Origin of the sequence: Klebsiella sp. CN_Kp106 (genome assembly GCF_040064575.1) — a bacterium.
In the GTDB taxonomy this organism is placed as follows: domain Bacteria; phylum Pseudomonadota; class Gammaproteobacteria; order Enterobacterales; family Enterobacteriaceae; genus Klebsiella; species Klebsiella michiganensis.
The window spans coordinates 83,079-103,231 of record NZ_JBEAIG010000015.1 but is presented as its reverse complement, the minus strand read 5'-3'; the positions used below and the strand labels follow the sequence as shown (position 1 = coordinate 103,231).

Genomic DNA, 20,153 nt, shown 5'->3' with positions numbered 1-20,153 from the left:
CAACGCATGGCGCGCCACTGACTTTGTCAATTTTAGGAAACGGGACCGATTATGGATAACTTGCGCTTCTCTTCTGCGCCAACAGCAGATTCCATTGATGCATCGATCGCTCAACGCTACCCGGACTGCGAACCTGTCGCAGTCATCGGCTACGCCTGCCATTTTCCTGAAGCGCCGGATGGCGAAACCTTCTGGCGAAATCTGCTGGAAGGCCGCGAATGCAGCCGACGCTTTACGCGCGAAGCGCTTCTGGCCGCCGGGCTGGATACCGCCATTATTGACGATCCTTGTTACGTCAATATTGGAACGGTTTTAGACAACGCTGACTGCTTCGATGCCACCCTGTTTGGCTATTCGCGGCAGGAAGCGGAGTCGATAGATCCCCAGCAGCGCCTGTTTTTACAGGCGGTCTGGCATGCGCTGGAGCATGCAGGTTACGCCCCGGGCGCCGTCCCCCATAAGACCGGCGTTTTCGCCTCTTCGCGGATGAGCACCTATCCCGGCCGCGAAGCCCTGAACGTGACAGAGGTCGCACAGGTCAAGGGCCTGCAGTCTCTGATGGGCAATGACAAGGACTATATAGCCACCCGCGCGGCCTACAAACTCAATCTGCACGGCCCGGCGTTATCGGTACAGACCGCCTGCTCCAGTTCGCTGGTTGCGGTCCATCTGGCCTGCGAAAGCCTGCGCGCAGGCGAATCCGATATGGCGGTAGCCGGCGGAGTGGCGCTTTCCTTCCCCCAGCAGGCGGGTTACCGTTACCAGCCCGGGATGATTTTCTCTCCCGACGGCCACTGTCGCCCTTTTGACGCCTCGGCAGAGGGCACCTGGGCCGGCAACGGTCTCGGCTGCGTGGTGCTGCGTCGCCTGAAGGACGCGCTGCTGTCAGGCGATCCGATTATCGCGGTGATCCTCTCCAGCGCGGTCAACAACGACGGAAACAGAAAAGTGGGTTATACCGCGCCGTCGGTGGCAGGACAGCAAGCGGTCATCGAAGAGGCGTTAATGCTGGCGGCCATCGACGACAGGCAGATCGGCTACATTGAAACCCACGGTACCGGCACGCCGCTGGGAGACGCGATTGAAATAGAAGCCCTGCGCAACGTCTACGCTCCCCGCCCGCCGCAACAGCGCTGCGCGCTGGGTTCCGTGAAGAGCAACGTTGGTCACCTGGATACCGCGGCGGGCATTGCCGGACTGCTGAAAACCGTTCTGGCGGTCAGTCGCGGAAAAATTCCGCCAATGCTGAATTTTCACACGCCAAACCCGGCGCTTAAGCTCGAGGAAAGCCCCTTTACCGTGCCGGTGACGGCGCAGGAGTGGCAGGACGAAGTGCGCTACGCGGGCGTCTCCTCCTTCGGTATTGGCGGCACCAACTGCCATATGATCGTCGCTTCGCTGCCCGACGAACTCAACATAAGCTACCCCGCCGCGGATGACGGCAGCAAGAGTTCCGCGCTGTTGCTCAGCGCCGCCAGCGACACCGCGTTGCGGCAGCTGGCAGCGGACTATGCCGCGGCGCTTAGGGAGAACGCGGATGCCAACAATCTGGCCTTCACGGCGTTACGCGCGCGCCGTCTCGATCTTCCCTTCCGCCTGGCGGCGCCATTAAATCATGACACCGCCGCCGCGCTCAGCGCCTGGGCTGGCGCGAAATCGACTTCGCCGGTCTATAGCGGCCACGGCGCCAGCGGCAAACAGGTGTGGCTGTTTACCGGGCAGGGTTCGCACTGGCGCACTATGGGCCAGTCTCTGTACCAGCACTCAACGGCGTTTGCCGATACGCTGGAGCGCTGTTTTGCCGCCTGTCGCGACATGCTCACGCCTTCGCTACGGGAAGCGATGTTTAATCCCGATTCAGCGCAGCTTGACAATATGGCCTGGGCCCAGCCGGCGATTGTCGCGTTCGAAATCGCGATGGCGGCCCACTGGCGCGCTGAAGGACTGAAGGCCGACTTCGCCATGGGTCACTCCGTCGGCGAATTTGCCGCTGCCGTTGTCTGCGGACACTATACCATTGAGCAGGTCATGCCGCTGGTATGTCGGCGCGGCGCGCTGATGCAGCTGTGCGCAAGCGGCGCGATGGTGGCGGTATTTGCGCAAGAAGAGGCGCTGATGCCGTTGGCCCGTCAGTTCGAGCTGGATCTCGCCGCCAACAATGGCACCCGGCATACGGTCTTTTCCGGGCCGGAAGCCCGTATCGCGGAGTTTTGCGCCGCGCTTTCGCAACACGAGATCGACTATCGTCGCCTGAGCGTAACCGGCGCGGCGCACTCCGCTTTACTTGAACCAATACTCGATCGCTTCCAGGAGGCCTGCGCGGGTCTGCTCGCCGAGCCGGGGCAAATACCGCTGATTTCCACGCTTACCGCCGAACTCATTGACGAGGCGACGCTCAACCAGGCGGATTACTGGCGCCGCCATATGCGCCAGCCGGTACGTTTTATTCAGAGTATTCAGGCGGCGCGCAAGCTCGGTGCCCGCGTTTTTGTTGAAATGGGGCCCGACGCCCAGCTGATTGCCTCCGGACAGCGCGAATACCGCGATGACGCTTACTGGATAGCCAGCGCCCGGCGTAAACAGGAGGCGAGCGCTGTCCTGAATCAGGCGCTTCTCCAGCTATACGCGGCCGGCGTCACCTTACCGTGGGCCGATCTTCTGGCAGGCGATGGGCAACGTATCTCCGCGCCATGCTATCCGTTTGCGACCGAGCGTTACTGGAAAGAACGCGCCACCTCCGCCTGCGAGCCTGCCGATGCTGTGCTTGCCGCTGGATTAGAGGTGGCCAACAGCGCCGCGACAGCGCTCGAACTCCCCCGTCTGGAGGCGCTTAAACAGTGCGCCACGCGACTGCACGCCATCTATGTCGATCGGCTGGTACAACGCTGTACGGGCGATGCGATAGATAACGGCGTGGATGCCATCACCATTATGCGCCATGGACGACTGATGCCCCGCTACCAGCAGCTGCTTCAGCGCCTGCTAAATAACTGCGTGGTCGACGGCGACTACCGCTGTGCTGAGGGGCGCTACTACCGCGCCCGCCCCATTGAACATCAGCAGCGGGAAATTCTGCTGACGGAACTCGCCGATTATTGTGAAGGTTATCAGGCTATCCCCGATACCATCGCCCGTGCCGGCGATCGGTTATACGACATGATGAGCGGCGCGGAAGAGCCGGTGGCGATTATCTTCCCGCAAGGCGCTTCCGACGGCGTAGAGGTGCTATATCAGGAATTCAGCTTTGGCCGCTATTTCAACCAGATTGCCGCCGGGGTACTACGGGGTATCGTCCAGGCGCGTCAGCCCCATCAGCCGCTGCGCATTCTTGAAGTCGGAGGCGGAACCGGCGGCACCACCGCATGGCTGCTGCCTGAACTCAAAGACGTACCGGCGCTGGAGTACCACTTCACCGATATCTCCGCACTGTTCACCCGCCGCGCGCAGCAGAAATTCGCCGACTATGACTTTGTGCATTACGACGAGCTGGATCTCGAACAAGAGGCGCAGTCTCAGGGCTTTGCGGCGCAGTCTTACGATCTTATCGTCGCGGCTAACGTGATCCATGCCACGCGCCATATCGGTCAAACCCTCGATAATCTGCGTCCCTTGCTCAAGCCGGGTGGGCGCCTGCTGATGCGCGAAATCACCCAGCCAATGCGTCTGTTTGATTTCGTTTTCGGCCCGCTGGTCCTCCCGCTACAGGATATCGACGCCCGCGAAGGCGAGCTCTTCCTCACCCCCCATCAGTGGCAGCAGCAGTGCCGCCGCGCCGGATTCTGCAAAATAGCGTGGCTACCGCAGGACGACAGCCCGACCGCCGGTATGAGCGAACATATCATTCTCGCCACCCTGCCCGGCCAGGAGATGTCCACGTCATCAGAATCCGCGCTGGAACAGACGTTGCCGGATAACCCTGATTATCTCGCCGACTGGTCCGATTGCGCAGGTCAGCCGGAACGGTTTACCGCCCGCTGGCAGGAGGCCTGGCGGCGCCTCTCCGCGCGGCACGGCGACGATTCCCCCGTGAAACCGCCCCTCGTTACCGCCCCGCAATGGCTGGGGGAGGTGCGCTTAAGCTGGCGAAACGCAGCCTTTTCCCGCGGCGAGATGCGCGTGGAAGCCCGTCATCCAGACGGCAAGTGGCTGCCGCTGGCGCCCGACGCGCCTCTTCCTGCGCCGCAGACGCATTATCATTGGCGCTGGAGGCCCCTCAGCATCGACAGTAATAGCCGCCCGCTGGTATTCCGCCTCAGCGCCGGTACCCTTGCCTACGAAGAGGCGCTGGCGCAATACGGCATTCTTCACGATCCGCAGGCCCCTTCTGTCCTGATGATTGTCGACGAGAGCGAGGAGACGCTGGCGTTAGCGACACAGGTGAAAGAGGCGCTCACCGCCAGCCCAGGCGGCTTGATTGTCGTCACCCGCCGCGCGTGGCGAATCGAGGAAAACGAGGCGCTATCAGCGGCCCATCACGCGCTGTGGGCTATGCTTCGCGTCGCGGCCAACGAACAGCCGGAACGGTTAATCGCCGCTATCGATATGGCTGAAAACGCCTCGTGGGAAACGCTGCGTCAAGGATTAAGCGCTGTTTCATTGTCACAACGCTGGCTTGCAGCCCGGGATAATGGCTTCTGGCTCCCTTCGCTGGCGCCCAATGCGGGATGCGCCGCCGAATTACCGGCGAAGGTGTTTGCCGGCGATAACCGCTGGCATCTGGTGACCGGGGCGTTTGGCGGACTGGGCCGCCTTGCCGTGAACTGGCTCAGAGAAAAAGGGGCGCGCCGCATCGCGCTACTGGCGCCGCGCGTGGATGCGTCATGGCCAGGCGACACAGCGGACGTGGAGATTCGCGTCTGCCGTTGTGATGTGGGTGATGCCGGAGAGCTGGCCCGTGTTCTTGATGAACTGGTGACCAGCGGCGGCATTGCCGGAGCGATTCATACCGCTGGCGTATTGGCTGATGGGCCCTTGCAGGAACTCGATGACCACCAGCTGGCCGCCGTTTTCGCGGTCAAAGCGCAGGCGGCAAGCCAGCTATTACAAACGCTGGGCAACCACGACGCCCGTTATCTGATTCTCTATTCGTCCGCTGCCGCCGCCCTCGGCGCGCCAGGCCAGAGCGCCCATGCGCTGGCCTGCGGTTATCTTGACGGGCTCGCCCGGCAGTTCTCCTCCCTTGATACGCCGAAAGTGCTCTCCATCGCCTGGGGCGCATGGGGAGAAAGCGGCCGGGCGGCTACGACAGAGATGCTGACGACCCTTGCCGATCGTGGCATGGGCGCGTTAAGCGATGCCGAGGGGCGCTGGCACCTTGAACAAGCGGTGATGCGCGGCGCCGCCTGGCGACTGGCCATGCGCGTTTTCACCGACAAAATGCCCCCGCTGCAGCAGGCTCTGTTTAACGCCGCAGCAACAGAACACGCCGCGATTCCGGCCGCGACTCCCGCTGATAACCATGCTTTTCACGGTAGCATCAGCGATAAAGCGGCGGTGATGACATGGCTGAAAAATCGCATTGCGGTGCAGCTAAGACTGAACGATCCTGCTTCGCTGAACGCAGATCAGGATCTGTTACAGCTGGGAATGGACTCGCTGCTCTTTCTTGAACTCAGCAGCGATATTCAACATGACCTGGGTGTACGCATCAACGCGGAACGGGCGTGGCAGGATCTCTCGCCGCACGGGCTCACACAGCTTATCTGTTCTCAGGCAGAGACGGCGCCTGCCGTATCGCCGCCGGAAGCGTTGCAGCACGATGCCGCTGAGCGTTACGCGCCCTTCCCGTTGACGCCGATTCAGCATGCCTACTGGTTGGGCAGAACCCATCTTATTGGCTATGGCGGCGTTGCCTGTCACGTGCTGTTTGAATGGGATAAACGCCACGATGAGTTCGATCTCGCCGTACTGGAGAAAGCATGGAACCAGCTCATTGCCCGCCACGATATGCTGCGGATGGTGGTGGATGCAGATGGACAACAGCGCGTTCTGGCGACAACCCCGACGTATCGTATCCCGCGCGACGATCTGCGCGCGCTTTCCCCGCAAGAGCAGTGCCAGGCGCTGGAAAAACGGCGCCATGAACTGAGCTATCGCGTTTTACCTGCCGACCAGTGGCCGCTCTTTGAGCTGGTGGTCAGCGAAATCGACGATTGCCGCTACCGCCTGCACATGAACCTCGATCTTCTGCAGTTCGATGTGCAGAGCTTTAAAGTCATGATGGACGATTTGGCCCAGGTATGGCGCGGAGAAACGCTGCCGCCGCTCGATATCACCTTCCGCGATTACGTGATGGCTGAACAGGCGCGCCGACAAACAACAGCATGGCACGATGCCTGGGATTACTGGCAGGAAAAACTGCCGCAACTGCCTTCAGCTCCGGAACTGCCGGTGGTGGAGACTCCGCCGGAAACCCCGCACTTCACCACGTTCACTTCGACGCTTGATAGACAAGAGTGGCAGGCGGCGAAACAACGCTGGCAGCAGCAGGGCGTCACCCCCTCCGCCGCGCTGCTCACGCTGTTTGCCGCCACCCTTGAGCGCTGGAGCCGTACCACGGCATTTACGCTGAACCTGACGTTCTTCAATCGCCAGCCGATCCACCCGCAAATCAATCAGTTGATCGGGGATTTTACCTCCGTCACGCTGGTTGATTTTAACTTCTCAACGCCGCTAACGCTGCAGGAGCAGATGCAACGGACCCAGCAGCGTCTCTGGCAAAACATGGCGCACAGCGAAGTGAACGGCGTTGAGGCGATCCGCGAGCTGGGGCGCCAGCGCGGATCCCAGCGTCAACCGCTGATGCCGGTGGTGTTTACCAGCATGCTGGGGATGACGCTGGAAGGAATGGCTATCGACCGGGCAATGAGTCATCTGTTCGGCGAACCCTGCTATGTCTTTACGCAAACGCCGCAGGTCTGGCTGGATCATCAGGTGATGGAGAGCGATGGCGCGTTGACGTTTAGCTGGTACTGCATGGATAACGTGCTGGAACCGGGCGCGGCTGAAGCGATGTTTAATGACTACTGCGCCATCCTGCAGGCCGCCATTGCCACCCCTGAAGTCCTGGAGACCATGGACAGCGGGATTGCCGAACACATTCCCCGCCGCCGCTGGCCGCTGAACGCGCAGACAGACTACGATCTGCGGGATATTGAGCAAGCGGCGCAGGAATACCCCTGCATCCAACAGGCCAGAGCGGAATTAAGCGAAAATGGCGCGTTAACCCTGGATATCGTTATGACCGAGGATCCACCGCCCTCAGCGCCGTTACATGATGAGCACGATCTCGCCTCACTGGCGCTGCCGTTGCCTGAACAGACGCAACTTGACGAGCTGGAAGCGACCTGGCGCTGGCTGGAGGCGCGTGCGCTGCAGGGGATTGCCGCAACGCTATATCGCCACCGTCTGTTCACCACCCCGGAGGTTGCCCACCCATTTGGCAAAATAGTACAGGCGTTGGGCGCGCAAGCGTCACACCGGCGCCTGCTACGCCAGTGGCTGCAGTGTCTGGCGGAAAGAGAATGGTTAGTGCGCGAGGGGGATAGCTGGCGCTGCCGCATTCCGCTCAGCGAAATTCCCGAACCTCACGAAGCTTGCCCGCAAACCCACTGGAGCCAGGCGCTGGCGCAGTATCTTGACGCCTGCATCGCCCGGCACGACGACCTCTTCTCCGGGCAGTGTTCGCCGCTGGAACTGCTGTTCAACGAGTCGTTGCGCGTAACCGACGCGCTGTATCGCGAAAACCCCGCCAGCGCTTGTCTGAATCGCTATACCGCGCAGATTGCCGCCCTTTGCGGCGCAGAACGGATCCTCGAGGTGGGCGCCGGAACCGCAGCCACCGCGGAACCGGTGCTGAAGGCCACGCGAAACACGCGGCTGTCATACCACTTCACGGATGTCTCCGCGCAGTTCCTCAACGACGCCCGAACCCGTTTCCACGATGAATCGCGGGTGTCTTACGCCTTATTCGATATCAACCAGCCGCTGGATTTTACCGCCCACCCCGAGGCGGGTTACGACCTGATTATTGCCGTCAACGTGCTTCACGACGCCAGCCATGTCGTACAGTCGTTGCGCCGATTAAAGCGGTTGCTGAAAGCCGGCGGACGTCTGCTGATCGTTGAAGCGACGGAACGAAACAGCGTATTCCAGCTGGCGAGCGTCGGCTTTATCGAAGGGTTAAGCGGATACCGCGATTTCCGCCGCCGGGATGAAAAACCTATGCTCACCCGTTCGGCATGGCAGGAAGTGCTTGTGCAGGCCGGTTTTGCCAACGAACTGGCCTGGCCGCCGCAGGAATCGTCGCCGCTGCGCCAGCATCTGCTGGTCGCACGTTCGCCTGGGGTGAATCGCCCGGATAAAGCAGCCATGAGCCGCTATCTGCAGCAGCGTTTTGGCGCCACCCTGCCCGCGTTGCAGATCCGGCAGCGAGAAACGTTATTTACTCCGCTATCGGCCCCGCCTGACGCACAGATTGCGCCAGCCGAATCGACACCGAGCTCCGGGGGAGATCCGGCGCTGGAAAAACAGGTCGCTGAACTCTGGCAAACGCTGCTGTCTCGCCCCGTGTCCAGACATCACGACTTTTTCGCGCTGGGCGGCGACAGCCTGATGGCGACAAGGATGGTCGCGCAGCTGAACCGCAGAGGAATTGCCAGCGCCAGCCTTCAGGATCTGTTCACCCATTCAACGCTCAGCGACTTCTGCGCCCATCTGCAGGCCTGTTCGTCGGCAGAGGAGAATCCTGTGCCCATTTGCCAGGGCGGTGGCGGCGAAACGTTGTTTGTTTTCCATGCTTCAGACGGCGATATCAGCGCCTGGCTGCCGCTCGCCAGCGCGCTGAATATGCCCGTTTTCGGCCTGCAGGCAAAATCGCCGCAGCGTTTTGCCACGCTTGATCGGATGATCGATGAGTATGTCGCGAGTATCCGCCGCCAGCAGCCGCACGGCCCTTATGTTCTGGCGGGTTGGTCGTATGGCGCTTTTCTTGCGGCGGGCGCCGCGCAGCGCCTGGATGCCAAAGGCGAGCAGGTACGGCTGGCGTTAATCGATCCCGTGTGTCGACAGGATTTTCGTTGCGCAAACCGGACGGCCCTGCTGCGGCTGTTAGCCGAAGGAGATACGCCGCTGGCGCTGCCGGAACATTTCGATCGGCTGACGCCCGACCGCCAGCTTGCCTATTTTATCGACCTTGCCAGAACGGCGGGAATGATGGCGCAAAACCTGACGCTACAGGCGGCGGAAGCGTGGATCGACAACATCGCGCATCTGCTGCGCTTACTGACCGAGCATACGCCGGACGAAACCGTTCCGCTCCCCTGTCTCATCGTGCATGCCGCGATGAGACCCGCGCGCTGGACGCCAGCGGAAACCGAATGGCAACCCTGGATAGACCGCGCCGACAGCTATGCGATTAAAGCCAGCCATTGGCAAATCATGCTGGAGCCCCCCCACGTTCAGACCTGTGCGCAGCATATAAAGCGCTGGCTCGGCGCAACCTCAACGCAACCGGAGAACACGTTATGATGCCGTCCGCCGCCCCTAAGCAACGCGTACTGATTGTGGGCGCTAAATTTGGCGAAATGTACCTCAACGCCTTTATGCAGCCCCAGGAGGGGCTGGAACTGGTTGGTCTTCTGTCCCAGGGAAGCGCGCGATCGAGAGAGCTGGCCTATGCGTTTGGAATCCCGCTGTATACCTCGCCGGAACAGATCGCCGAGATGCCGGATATCGCCTGTATCGTCGTGCGCTCAACCGTCGCCGGCGGGAGCGGAACCCAGCTTGCCCGGCACTTTTTGACCCGCGGCGTGCACGTGATTCAGGAACATCCCCTCCACCCGGATGACGTCCGTTCTTTACAAGCGCTGGCGCAGGAACGGGGCCGCTGCTATTGGGTCAACACGTTTTATCCGCACGCGCGTGCGGGTCGCGCCTGGCTCGGGGATGCGCAGCGGTTACGTCGCAGCCTGGATCAGGCGCCGTCGGTTGCTCACGCAACCACCAGCCGACAGTTGCTCTACTCCACGCTGGATTTGTTGTTGCTGGCGCTAGAGGTTGATGCCGCCAGCGTGGCGTGCGAAGTGGTCGGTAGCTTTAGCGACTTTCACTGTCTGAGACTTTTCTGGCCGGCGGGAGAAGCCTGTCTGCTACTTCAGCGCTATCTCGATCCTGACGATCCTGATATGCACAGCCTGATTATGCACCGTTTGCTGCTGGGCTGGCCGGAAGGTCATCTTTCGCTGGAGGCAAGCTACGGCCCCGTGGTCTGGTCATCCAGCCTGTTTGTCGCAGAACATCAGGCAAATGTTCGTAGTCTCTACCGCAGGCCGGAGATCCTGCGCGACCCGCCGGGCCAGACGCGCAGCGCGGCTCCCCTGAGCTGGCGTGATTGCTGTGAAACCGCCGGACCGGAGGGGGTCGGTAGGTTGCTACAGCAGCTGCGCTGCCATCTGGCGGGTGGAAATCTGCCGGCGGCCTGCCACTCCGCTCATCAGCTCGCGTTATCACAGTTATGGCAGCAGATTTTACGTAAGACCGGCCATGCGGAGATCCGACATCTGACGCCGCCGCGTCACGACCGGTTACCGGCTTTCTACCGCCACGATGAGGAGTCCCGGTGATGCAATCTGCCATGTGTATACCGTTATGGCCCGCCCGCAACGCCAGTACGGCGCATCTGGTGATGTGCCCCTTCGCGGGCGGCAGCAGTAGCGCGTTTCGCCGCTGGCGAGACCACCCCATGGCGGAGATCGCGCTTTCCCTGGTGACCTGGCCGGGGCGCGATCGCCTGCGCCATCTGGCGCCGCTCAGCAGCATTACGCAACTGGCGTCGCTGCTGGCGGACGAACTGGAAGAGAGCGTATCGCCTGACGCCCCGCTTTTACTTGCCGGGCACAGCATGGGCGCGCAGGTGGCGTTTGAAACCTGCCGGCTTCTGGAACAACGGGGGCTTCCCCCACAAGGGCTGATTATTTCCGGCTGCCATGCCCCTCATCTGCATTCCCGGCGCAGGCTCAGCGACCGCGATGATGCCGACTTTATCGCTGAACTGATCGATATCGGCGGATGTTCGCCTGAACTACAGGAAAACAAGGAGCTACTGTCGCTATTTCTTCCTCTTCTGCGCGCTGATTTTTACGCTACTGAGCACTATCACTACGACTCGCTCGACGATTTTCCGCCGCTGCGCACGCCTGCGCTGCTCGTGTGCGGCAGCCGCGATCGTGAAGCCTCCCGGCCGGAGATGGAGGCCTGGCGTCCGTGGCTGAACCATATCGCAGGCGAGGTGGTGATTGACGGCGACCATTTTTATCTGCTGCAACAATCCAGGGCCTTTTTTACGCAGATTATTCACCATTTTCCCCACGTATTTTCTGCGACGACCGCTTTGCAAAATCGGTCCTGCACTTCAGAAAGGTGACGCATGCACTCTTCCTTTGATTCTCTGATAAAACAGTATCCCTTCCCCATTGCTGAACAGCTGCGCCACTGGGCGGCTCGCTATCCCTCGCGAATTGCTGTCGTTGATGCCAAAGGCTCGCTGACCTACAGCGCGCTCGATCTTCGGGTCGATGAGCTTGCTGCAGGGTTAGACTCGCTGGGTTTGCGTCCGGGAGAACATGTGCTTATCCAGCTCCCCAACGGCAACGCATTTGTGATCCTGCTGTTCGCGCTGTTAAGACTGGGCGCTATCCCTGTTCTGGCGATGCCCTCGCAGCGGGCGCTGGATATTGACGCGCTGATGGCGCTGGCGCAACCGGCCGCTTATGTGATTCACGGAGAAAGCCACGCGGACCTGGCCCGCCAGATGGCGCGCAAACACGCCTGCCTGCGGCAAGTTCTGGTCGCAGGTGAGACCGAAGGCGACGATTTTACGCCGCTCTTCTCGCTGCGCGGCGAACGGCAGGCGTGGCCGCAGCCCGATGCTGCCGGCACCGCGCTGCTGCTGCTCTCAGGCGGCACCACCGGGACGCCAAAGCTTATCCCGCGACGGCACGCTGACTATAGCTATAACTTCAGCGCCTCCGCCGAACTGTGCGGCCTTAAGCCACAGAGCGTGTATCTCGCCGTCCTCCCCGTGGCGCATAACTTTCCGCTGGCCTGCCCCGGTATTCTGGGAACCCTTGCCTGCGGCGGAAAAGTGGTATTGACCGACAGCGCCAGCTGCGATGAGGTGATGCCTTTAATCGCTGAACAAGGCGTGACCCACGTCGCCCTGGTACCGGCGCTGGCGCAGCTCTGGGTGCAGGCCAGAGAGTGGGAAGACAGCGATCTCTCTTCGCTACGCGTCATTCAGGTGGGCGGCGCCCGGCTTGACCCAACGCTTGCTGAGCAGGTTATCTCGACGTTTGATTGTCCCCTGCAACAGGTATTCGGTATGGCGGAAGGCTTGCTCTGCTTTACCCGGCTGGACGATCCTCTGGCCACCGTTCTCCACAGCCAGGGGCGCCCTATGTCTCCCCTGGATGAAATTCACGTCGTTGACGAAGAGGAGAACGACGTTGTGCCCGGCGAAACGGGACAGTTATTAACGCGCGGTCCTTATACTATTACGGGCTATTATCGCGCTCCCGAGCACAATGCGCGGGCCTTTACCGCGCAAGGATTTTACCGTACGGGCGACAATGTCAGGCTCGATGAGGCGGGAAATCTGTACGTTGAGGGGCGTATAAAAGAGCAGATCAACCGCGCCGGAGAGAAAATAGCCGCTGCGGAAGTGGAATCGGTGCTGATGCGTCTGGAAGACGTAAAGGATTGCGCCGTGGTCGCCGCGCCGGACAAGCTGCTTGGCGAGCGGATATGCGCGTTTATCATCGCGCAACGCACTCCCTCTGACTATCAACAGCTGCGTCAAAAGCTGGTCCGAATGGGGATCAGCGCGTGGAAGATTCCCGATCAAATTGAGTTTCTGACCCACTGGCCGCTCACCGCCGTCGGCAAGGTAGATAAAAAGCGCCTGACGGCGCTCGCCATTGAGCGTTATCGCCATTCAGCCCAATAAGCGCCCCGCTACCCGAAACAGGTGGAAATAAACCCGTTTCGGGTAGCAGTGCAATTAGAAATAGTTATCATTTTCAATTCACCATTATCGGTATTTTGGCGTCTCGCCGTTTTTCAGGGATTCATAACAATGAAAATGACACGGTTTTATCCTCTGGTTCTGGGGGGATTTTTACTCCCGGCCGCTGCTCATAGCCAAACCTCACAGCAAGACGAAAGCACGTTGGTGGTCACCGCCAGCAAACAGTCTTCCCGCTCGGCATCAGCCAATAATGTCTCTTCTACCGTTATCAGCGCGACGGAGTTAAGCGACGCGGGCGTTACCGCCAGTGACAAACTCCCCAGAGTGTTGCCTGGGCTGAATATTGAAAATAGCGGCAACATGCTTTTTTCAACGATCTCCCTACGCGGCATCTCTTCGGCCCAGGACTTTTATAACCCCGCCGTTACCCTGTATGTCGATGGCGTCCCGCAGCTTTCGACCAACACCATCCAGGCGCTGACCGATGTGCAAAGCGTGGAGCTGCTGCGAGGACCGCAGGGCACCTTGTATGGCAAAAGCGCCCAGGGCGGGATCATTAACATCGTCACCCAGCAGCCGGACAGCACGCCGCGCGGCTATATTGAAGGCGGCGTCAGCAGTCGTGACAGTTATCGAAGCAAACTCAACCTGAGCGGCCCGATTCAGGATGGCCTGTTATACGGCAGCGTGACCCTTTTACGCCAGGTTGATGACGGCGAGATGATTAACCCCTCGACCGGTAGCGATGATTTAGGCGGTACCCGCGCCAGTATCGGGAATGTGAAACTGCGTCTGGCGCCGGACGACCAGCCCTGGGAAATGGGGTTTTCCGCCTCGCGCGAATGCACTCGCGCTACACAGGATGCCTACGTGGCATGGAATGATCTCAAGAGCCGTACGCTATCTCTCGGCGAGGGTTCACCGGACCCGTACCTACGGCGCTGTACTGACAGCCAGACGCTAAGCGGTAAATACACTACCGATGACTGGGTGTTCAATCTGATCGGCGCCTGGCAGCAGCAGAATTATTCCCGGACCTTCCCTTCCGGCTCGTTGATCGTCAATATGCCCCAGCGCTGGAACCAGGATGTACAGGAGCTACGCGCCGCCACCCTCGGCGATACGCGTACCGTGGATATGGTATTTGGGTTGTACCGGCAGAACACCCGCGAAAAGCTAAATTCCGCCTACGATATGCCGACGATGCCCTATTTAAGCAGCACCGGCTATACCACCGCTGAAACCCTTGCCGCCTACAGCGATCTGACCTGGCATTTAACCGAACGTTTTGACATCGGCGGCGGTGTGCGTTTCTCGCATGATAAAGCCAGCACGCAGTATCACGGCAGCATGCTGGGAAACCCATTTGGCGACCAGGGTAAAAGCAATGACGACCGGGTGCTCGGACAGCTCTCCGCAGGCTATCTGCTGACCGACGACTGGCGAGTATATACCCGCGTCGCCCAGGGATATAAACCTTCCGGATATAATATCGTGCCTACCGCAGGTCTTGATGCCAAACCGTTCAACGCGGAAAAATCCATCAACTATGAAATTGGCACCCGTTACGACACCGCCGATGTCACGCTGCAAGCCGCCACCTTTTATACCCACACCAAAGATATGCAGCTCTACTCTGGCCCGGTCGGAATGCAGACCTTAAGCAATGCGGGGAGAGCCGACGCCACCGGCGTTGAGCTGGAAGCGAAATGGCGGTTTGCCCCCGGCTGGTCATGGGATATCAATGGCAACATGATCCGTTCCGAATTCACCAACGACAGCGAGCTGTACCACGGCAACCGGGTGCCGTTCGTACCGCGTTACGGCGCGGGAAGCAGCGTGAATGGCGTGATTGATACGCGCTATGGCGCACTGATGCCGCGGCTGGCGGTTAATCTGGTGGGGCCGCACTATTTCGATGGCGACAACCAGCTGCGGCAAGGCGCCTACGCCACCCTGGACAGCAGCATTGGCTGGCAGGCGACGGAACGGATGAATATTTCCGTCTATGTCGATAACCTGTTCGACCGTCGTTACCGTACCTATGGATATATGAACGGCAGCAGCGCCGTCGCGCAGGTTAATATGGGCCGCACCGTCGGTATCAATACGCGAATTGATTTCTTCTGATCCAACGATACAGGGATGCAATAATCGCATCCCTGTCATCACCGAATTTAACTCGTTGACGTCAGGAAAACGCCTGGGACAACCCCAGCCAGCAACAAAACCTATATTGTCACTGGCCGGCCTTGAAGATAATTCCATCGGCCTGCTGCTGCCGAAGGAATTCAGCGCTTACTTCGCCGGAATAATCAGCACCTGACCCGGATAGATTTTATCGGGGTGCGTCAGCATCGGTTTGTTGGCTTCAAAAATACGTTGGTAGTCATTAGCAGAGCCATACATCGCTTTAGAGATGGCGCTCAGGGTGTCGCCGGATTTCACCGTATAATAGCGACTTTCCGCCCCGCTTTGCGTCACCTTCACGCTGTCATTAACCTGACCAACGCCGGTGACGTTACCTACCGCCACCAGAATTTTTTCCTTATCTTCTTGCGAACCGACATCGCCGGTAACCGTCGCGGTGCCGTCGTCCGCAACATCAATATTGACCTTTTCGGCACCGGGCAGATTAAGACCATCAATATGTTTTTTCAGCTTGTCGGCCTTATCTTCCTTGCTGCCGCCGGAGACGGCGTCCCATATTTTCTCGCCCGCTTCTTTGACAAAATTTAATAATCCCATCGTTCCATACCTCCATTACTGTTTCACGATCAAATATTCATCAGACCGGTTAAGCCCATTTCCAGGATGTCGGTTCTGCCACCCCAGAGCGGCAACCGCCTGAAGCAGCACAACCTGCCATCAAAGTATAATCAATAAGCGTCAACGTGCAGGATATTTGCCCGGATACGGCAGGAAAATCGGTACTCTGCCCAGTGGGCATGACATAAAATCAGGCGTTAACCCGCAGTGATGGCGAAAACGGCTCAGGTCGGGACAATCAGCTGCAGGCCTGGATAGCGCTGCAGCCAGCGTTTTTCCGCGACGCGCTGGCTGAAAATAGCCAGCTTATGCTGCGCAAATACCGGCGTGGGCCGCAGACGGAGTGCAAACAGATCGTCCAGCCCGTAGGGCGCGATAACCTCAATAAGCCCTGAACGTCCCATTCTGACCGCGATAGCCGTCGCCGTTTCAGGCCAGTACAGCAACGCATTCTCCGTGGAGTGATAAGGTTTATTACCGTTACGTTGATGCATTCTGGCCTGATTCTTCACCGACCAGTTAAAGGCGGATGATTGCTGGCTCAGCCTCTCTTCCAGTGCCCTATCGTCGGCGGCGCTGCCGCTTTTCGCGTCGAACCATACAACATCCACGTCACCCGAAACTGGCCTTTGCCCGTAGCCGTGCAGATGATCCCAGACCGCATCTCTGACAAAGCCGGCGCCAATCCAGCCATCGCTGAGTTCCAGCGCCTGAACGGCGTACAGCGCGTTCATTCTTATCGGGTCGTTTAACAATAATCTCTGCAATTCATCCTGATAGTTCATGATTTCCCTGAAACGGTGATTAACCTGAGTATGCGTCCAATCATAGTATCAACGTTCAGGGGGCGCCGCTTCGGCGCCCCCTTTGTTTAGCGCACGACTACTCCTCGTACGCAGCGTGATGGAAATCAATTTCCCACTGCAGCACATCACCGTAAAGCGCCGACAGCGCCTGCTTTTCGCTTTCACTTAGCGCCATGGCGCAGCGGTCGAGTTCGTTCTTCAGCCAGAGCGCCTGCTGATAAAATTCGTCCTCCGCGTGCATCTCCACCCAGCGGCGCACGTCAGCATCGCTCTGGCGATGTTCGCTCGCCCGTCGGCACCAGAAATAATACATCCACTCCGCACCGAACATCAGGGTAACGATCTGCTCATAGCTTCCCTGCCGGGCCGTCCGCAGCATGCCGTCGCGAAAGCGCTGCACGCCGGGCAGATCGTCCGGATAATCAGCGGGAGTTATCCGCCGTTCTGATAACACCTGTTCAAACCATGCAATCTGCGTGTCAACCAGGGCATTCAGGACGCCAATAAGCCAGCGCTGCTGATGAATACCCGGCGCCTTGCTAACCCCGAGAGCAAAAATCGCGATTGCCGTCGCGACAAAGTTGCCCTCAAACACCAGATAGCGGTTAAAGACGGCTGTCGGCAGACGATCCTGTTCGATATCAGTCACAAAACGGTGCTGCTGCATCGCCTGCCACGCCGGTTGATGTTCACGCAGCAGGCGTTCGCTAAACGCTTCCATTACGCATCCTCCAGCGCGGCCTGAGCGACCGACATAAAATGCTTCACCCGGGCCAGCTCAACATCGTTCCACCAGACGCCATCGACCTTCATCGTACTGGCCACAATGACCCCCTGGGTCCGCCCGAGGATCTGACTCACGTTGGCGGGCGTCACCCCGGAGCCCACCAGCAGCGGTAGCTCCGTCGCCGCGCGGATCTCGTCAATTTCCTCCATCGTTGCGCTATCGCCCGTGCGCTGGCCGGTCGCAATTACCGCGTCGGCCTCGAAGAAATCCACGTCGCGCGTGAGCTCCTGAATCGAACGATCGGCAACGATGGCGTGGCTACCGTGCTTGACGTGGCTATCGGCAAAGACGCGAATATGTTCAGCGCGCAGCATGCTGCGGTAGCGCAGCGCCTTAGCGGCCGCTCCTTCAATAAATCCTTCGTTGGCGATATAGGCGTTGGCCCACTGGTTTACGCGGACGAAATCGGCCCCGCCCGCCAGGGCGATCGCCATCGCCGGGATCGCCGCGTTCGCCAGGACATTAATGCCCAGCGGCACACCAAAACGCTCGCGAACTTTCTCGGTAATCACCGCCATCAGCGCAGAGGTTTCATGACCGATATCCTCAGGTTTGGAAAAAGGAATATCACCATGGTTTTCAATAATCAGGCCGTGAACGCCGCCCGAAATATAATTTTCGGCATCGCGAAGCGCACGTTCAACAATACCGGAGACTGATTTCCCTCGATATTTCGGCGTGCCGGGAAAAGGATCGCAATGAATAACACCAATAACAACTTTATTACGTGAAAAAATAGCTTGTATTGCATTCGTTTTTTCTGCTGAGATAGAAACCATCTTATCCATCCTGTTAAGGGAACACTATGCGTGTTTACGTTACTGGTAATATTACCGTAGATGAAACCTGGTCCATTCCGGATATACCGAAAAAAGGCGCGTCCATTCACGGCATTAAAGTTTCGCAGGATATCGGCGGTAAAGGCGCGAATCAGGCGATTATATTATCCCGCTGCGGAATCGACACGCGATTAATTGCCGCCACGGGAAATGACAGCAACGGCGAGTGGATCCGTCAGCAGATAAAAAATGAACCACTGACGCTACTACCCGACGGCCATTTCAATCAACATAGCGACACCTCGATTATTTTAAATAGCGCTGATGGCGACAATGCCATCATTACCACGACGGCTGCAGCCGATACGTTCAGCCTTGATGATATTATTCCGCATATGGCGGAGGCCGCCGCGGGCGATATTCTGCTACAGCAGGGCAATTTCTCCCTGGATAAAACCCGGGCGCTGTTCCAGTTCGCCAAAGCCCGCGGTATGACAACGGTATTCAACCCCTCGCCTGTCAATCCTGACTTTTGCCATCTGTGGCCGCTCATCGACATCGCGGTGGTCAATGAATCCGAGGCCGAGCAGCTTAAGCCTTACGGCGCGAAAACCTTAGTGGTAACCCAGGGCGCGGCAGGCGCCTGGCTGGTTCAGGCGGGTCAGCGCCAGTTTTGCCCCGCCGTCCCCGCCGAGACGCTTGACACCACCGGCGCTGGCGACACGTTCCTCGCGGTGATGCTGGCGTCCTCGATCCTGCGCGGCGTCGCGCCGGATAGGCTGTCGCTGGCGCACGCCAGCCGCGCTGCCGCCATTACCGTTAGCCGTCGGGGGACGCTCAGCGCGTTTCCCGACGGCCACGAACTCACCGCTCTGTTAGCCGTGAACGGCGCGCGCTGACCTACTTGAACAGCGAACGATAGGTATCGACGTTCGCTTTGGTTACCACCGTGGCCGGAACCAGAATGGTTTTCGGCACGGTTTTACCTGAGGTGATAGCGTTCAGCGCATTCAGGGCTTCGGCCCCCATCTTTTCCGGGTCCTGCTGCAGAACGGCGGTGACGTAGCCGCCGTCAATACCGGAAATCGCCTTCGCCGTCAGATCCCAGCCAAAGACTTTAATATCTTTCTGGCGCCCCTGGTTTTCCACGGCGGCGATAGCACCCAGCAGAGCGGGTTCGCCAGTGGCATAGATCGCCGTCAGATCGGGGTTGCCGGTAATCAGGTTCTCCGCTGCGGTCATTGCTTTATCCTGTACGTTCTGGCCGTCGACGACGTTAGCGATGGTAATTTTCGGATTGCTTTTCAGCGTCTCTTCAAACCCTTTCTGCCGCTGGTTCTGAATGGCCGAGTTCAGCGCGCCGACAATACCCAGCCGCGCCTGGCCGCCCATCTCTTTCTGCACGTAGTCCACGAAGTATTGACCAATAATTCTGCCACCTTCGATATTATCAACGCCAACCTGAGCCGCCTGCGGCCCGGCCGGTAATACGGCATCAATCGCAATCACTGGAATGTTAGCGGCGGCCGCTTCTTTTACCGCGGGCATAATTCCGTTAACGTCGATAGCGGCAACCAGAATGCCTTTAACGCCTTGCTGAATATAGTTTTCTATCGCGTCGTTTTGCGCCACGGGATTATCGTTAGAGTTAAAAATAACTAGATCCTTGCCGCTGGCTTTGGCCGCATCCTGCGCGCCTTTATTCATCAGATTAAAGAACAGGGCCTGCTGATTGATTTGTACCAGCGCATAAGTCGGACCGGCGGCGCCGGCGGCAGAAATAAAACTCATTGATGCCAGCATCGTGGTGGCAACAGCAAGTAAACGCAGTTTTCCGGTGTGAAATAACATCATCAGTATCCTCGTCGGGAATAGTTGATAGCCAGCAGAGTTCCGCGCCGCATGCGAACGCAGAAGGATTATTTTTTGGCGGGCAAATATCGTCTATATGGCCAGAACAATCATCGACCGTTCGGCGGATACCTGCT

11 protein-coding genes are annotated in these 20,153 nt (G+C 59.0%); 6 read left to right on the top strand and 5 right to left on the bottom strand.

The window, feature by feature from the left end:
- Positions 1-51: 51 nt before the first annotated feature.
- The 5 genes from irp1 to fyuA all read left to right on the top strand — a co-directional run bounded on the left by irp1 (position 52) and on the right by fyuA (position 15,154).
- The gene (irp1, locus tag ABLU96_RS09400; protein WP_064407245.1) at positions 52-9,528 is read left to right on the top strand and encodes a yersiniabactin polyketide synthase HMWP1; all 9,477 of its coding nucleotides are present in this window, start codon (positions 52-54) and stop codon (positions 9,526-9,528) included.
- Positions 9,525-10,622: a Gfo/Idh/MocA family oxidoreductase gene (locus ABLU96_RS09395; protein WP_049079753.1), complete on the top strand. Its 1,098-nt coding sequence runs from the start codon at positions 9,525-9,527 to the stop codon at positions 10,620-10,622. The genes irp1 and ABLU96_RS09395 overlap by 4 nt, the downstream gene beginning before the upstream one ends.
- Complete coding sequence (locus ABLU96_RS09390; protein WP_048262810.1) at positions 10,619-11,422, top strand: alpha/beta fold hydrolase; 804 nt, start codon at positions 10,619-10,621, stop codon at positions 11,420-11,422. The genes ABLU96_RS09395 and ABLU96_RS09390 overlap by 4 nt, the downstream gene beginning before the upstream one ends.
- A 3-nt stretch (positions 11,423-11,425) precedes the next feature.
- Positions 11,426-13,003, top strand: coding sequence for a yersiniabactin biosynthesis salycil-AMP ligase YbtE (gene ybtE, locus ABLU96_RS09385; protein WP_064404972.1), 1,578 nt, complete (start codon positions 11,426-11,428; stop codon positions 13,001-13,003).
- Positions 13,004-13,132: 129 nt separating this feature from the next.
- Entirely contained in the window at positions 13,133-15,154 is a 2,022-nt protein-coding gene (gene fyuA, locus ABLU96_RS09380) for a siderophore yersiniabactin receptor FyuA (protein WP_064404974.1), read from the top strand.
- A 168-nt stretch (positions 15,155-15,322) separates the two neighbouring features.
- Here the strand turns inward: fyuA and lysM are convergent, their stop codons facing one another.
- From lysM to ABLU96_RS09360, 4 genes are all read right to left on the bottom strand, one after another.
- On the bottom strand, positions 15,323-15,772 hold the full coding sequence (gene lysM, locus ABLU96_RS09375; RefSeq protein ID WP_025106332.1) for a peptidoglycan-binding protein LysM: 450 nt from the start codon (positions 15,770-15,772) through the stop codon (positions 15,323-15,325).
- 245 nt (positions 15,773-16,017) lie between these two features.
- Complete coding sequence (locus ABLU96_RS09370) at positions 16,018-16,578, bottom strand: nucleotidyltransferase family protein (protein WP_064404977.1); 561 nt, start codon at positions 16,576-16,578, stop codon at positions 16,018-16,020.
- Between the two features lie 97 nt (positions 16,579-16,675).
- Positions 16,676-17,320, bottom strand: coding sequence for a TenA family protein (locus ABLU96_RS09365; RefSeq protein ID WP_025106330.1), 645 nt, complete (start codon positions 17,318-17,320; stop codon positions 16,676-16,678).
- Positions 17,320-18,165, bottom strand: coding sequence for a BtpA/SgcQ family protein (locus tag ABLU96_RS09360; RefSeq protein ID WP_047723922.1), 846 nt, complete (start codon positions 18,163-18,165; stop codon positions 17,320-17,322). Before ABLU96_RS09360 ends, ABLU96_RS09365 begins: the two co-directional genes overlap by 1 nt.
- A 26-nt stretch (positions 18,166-18,191) precedes the next feature.
- Here ABLU96_RS09360 and ABLU96_RS09355 point away from each other — a divergent pair, with 26 nt between their 5' ends.
- Positions 18,192-19,064: a ribokinase gene (locus ABLU96_RS09355; RefSeq protein WP_233932936.1), complete on the top strand. Its 873-nt coding sequence runs from the start codon at positions 18,192-18,194 to the stop codon at positions 19,062-19,064.
- A 1-nt stretch (position 19,065) separates the two neighbouring features.
- Here ABLU96_RS09355 and ABLU96_RS09350 read toward each other — a convergent pair whose 3' ends face one another.
- Positions 19,066-20,019, bottom strand: coding sequence for a substrate-binding domain-containing protein (locus ABLU96_RS09350; protein WP_048262825.1), 954 nt, complete (start codon positions 20,017-20,019; stop codon positions 19,066-19,068).
- Between the last annotated feature and the right edge of the window lie 134 nt (positions 20,020-20,153).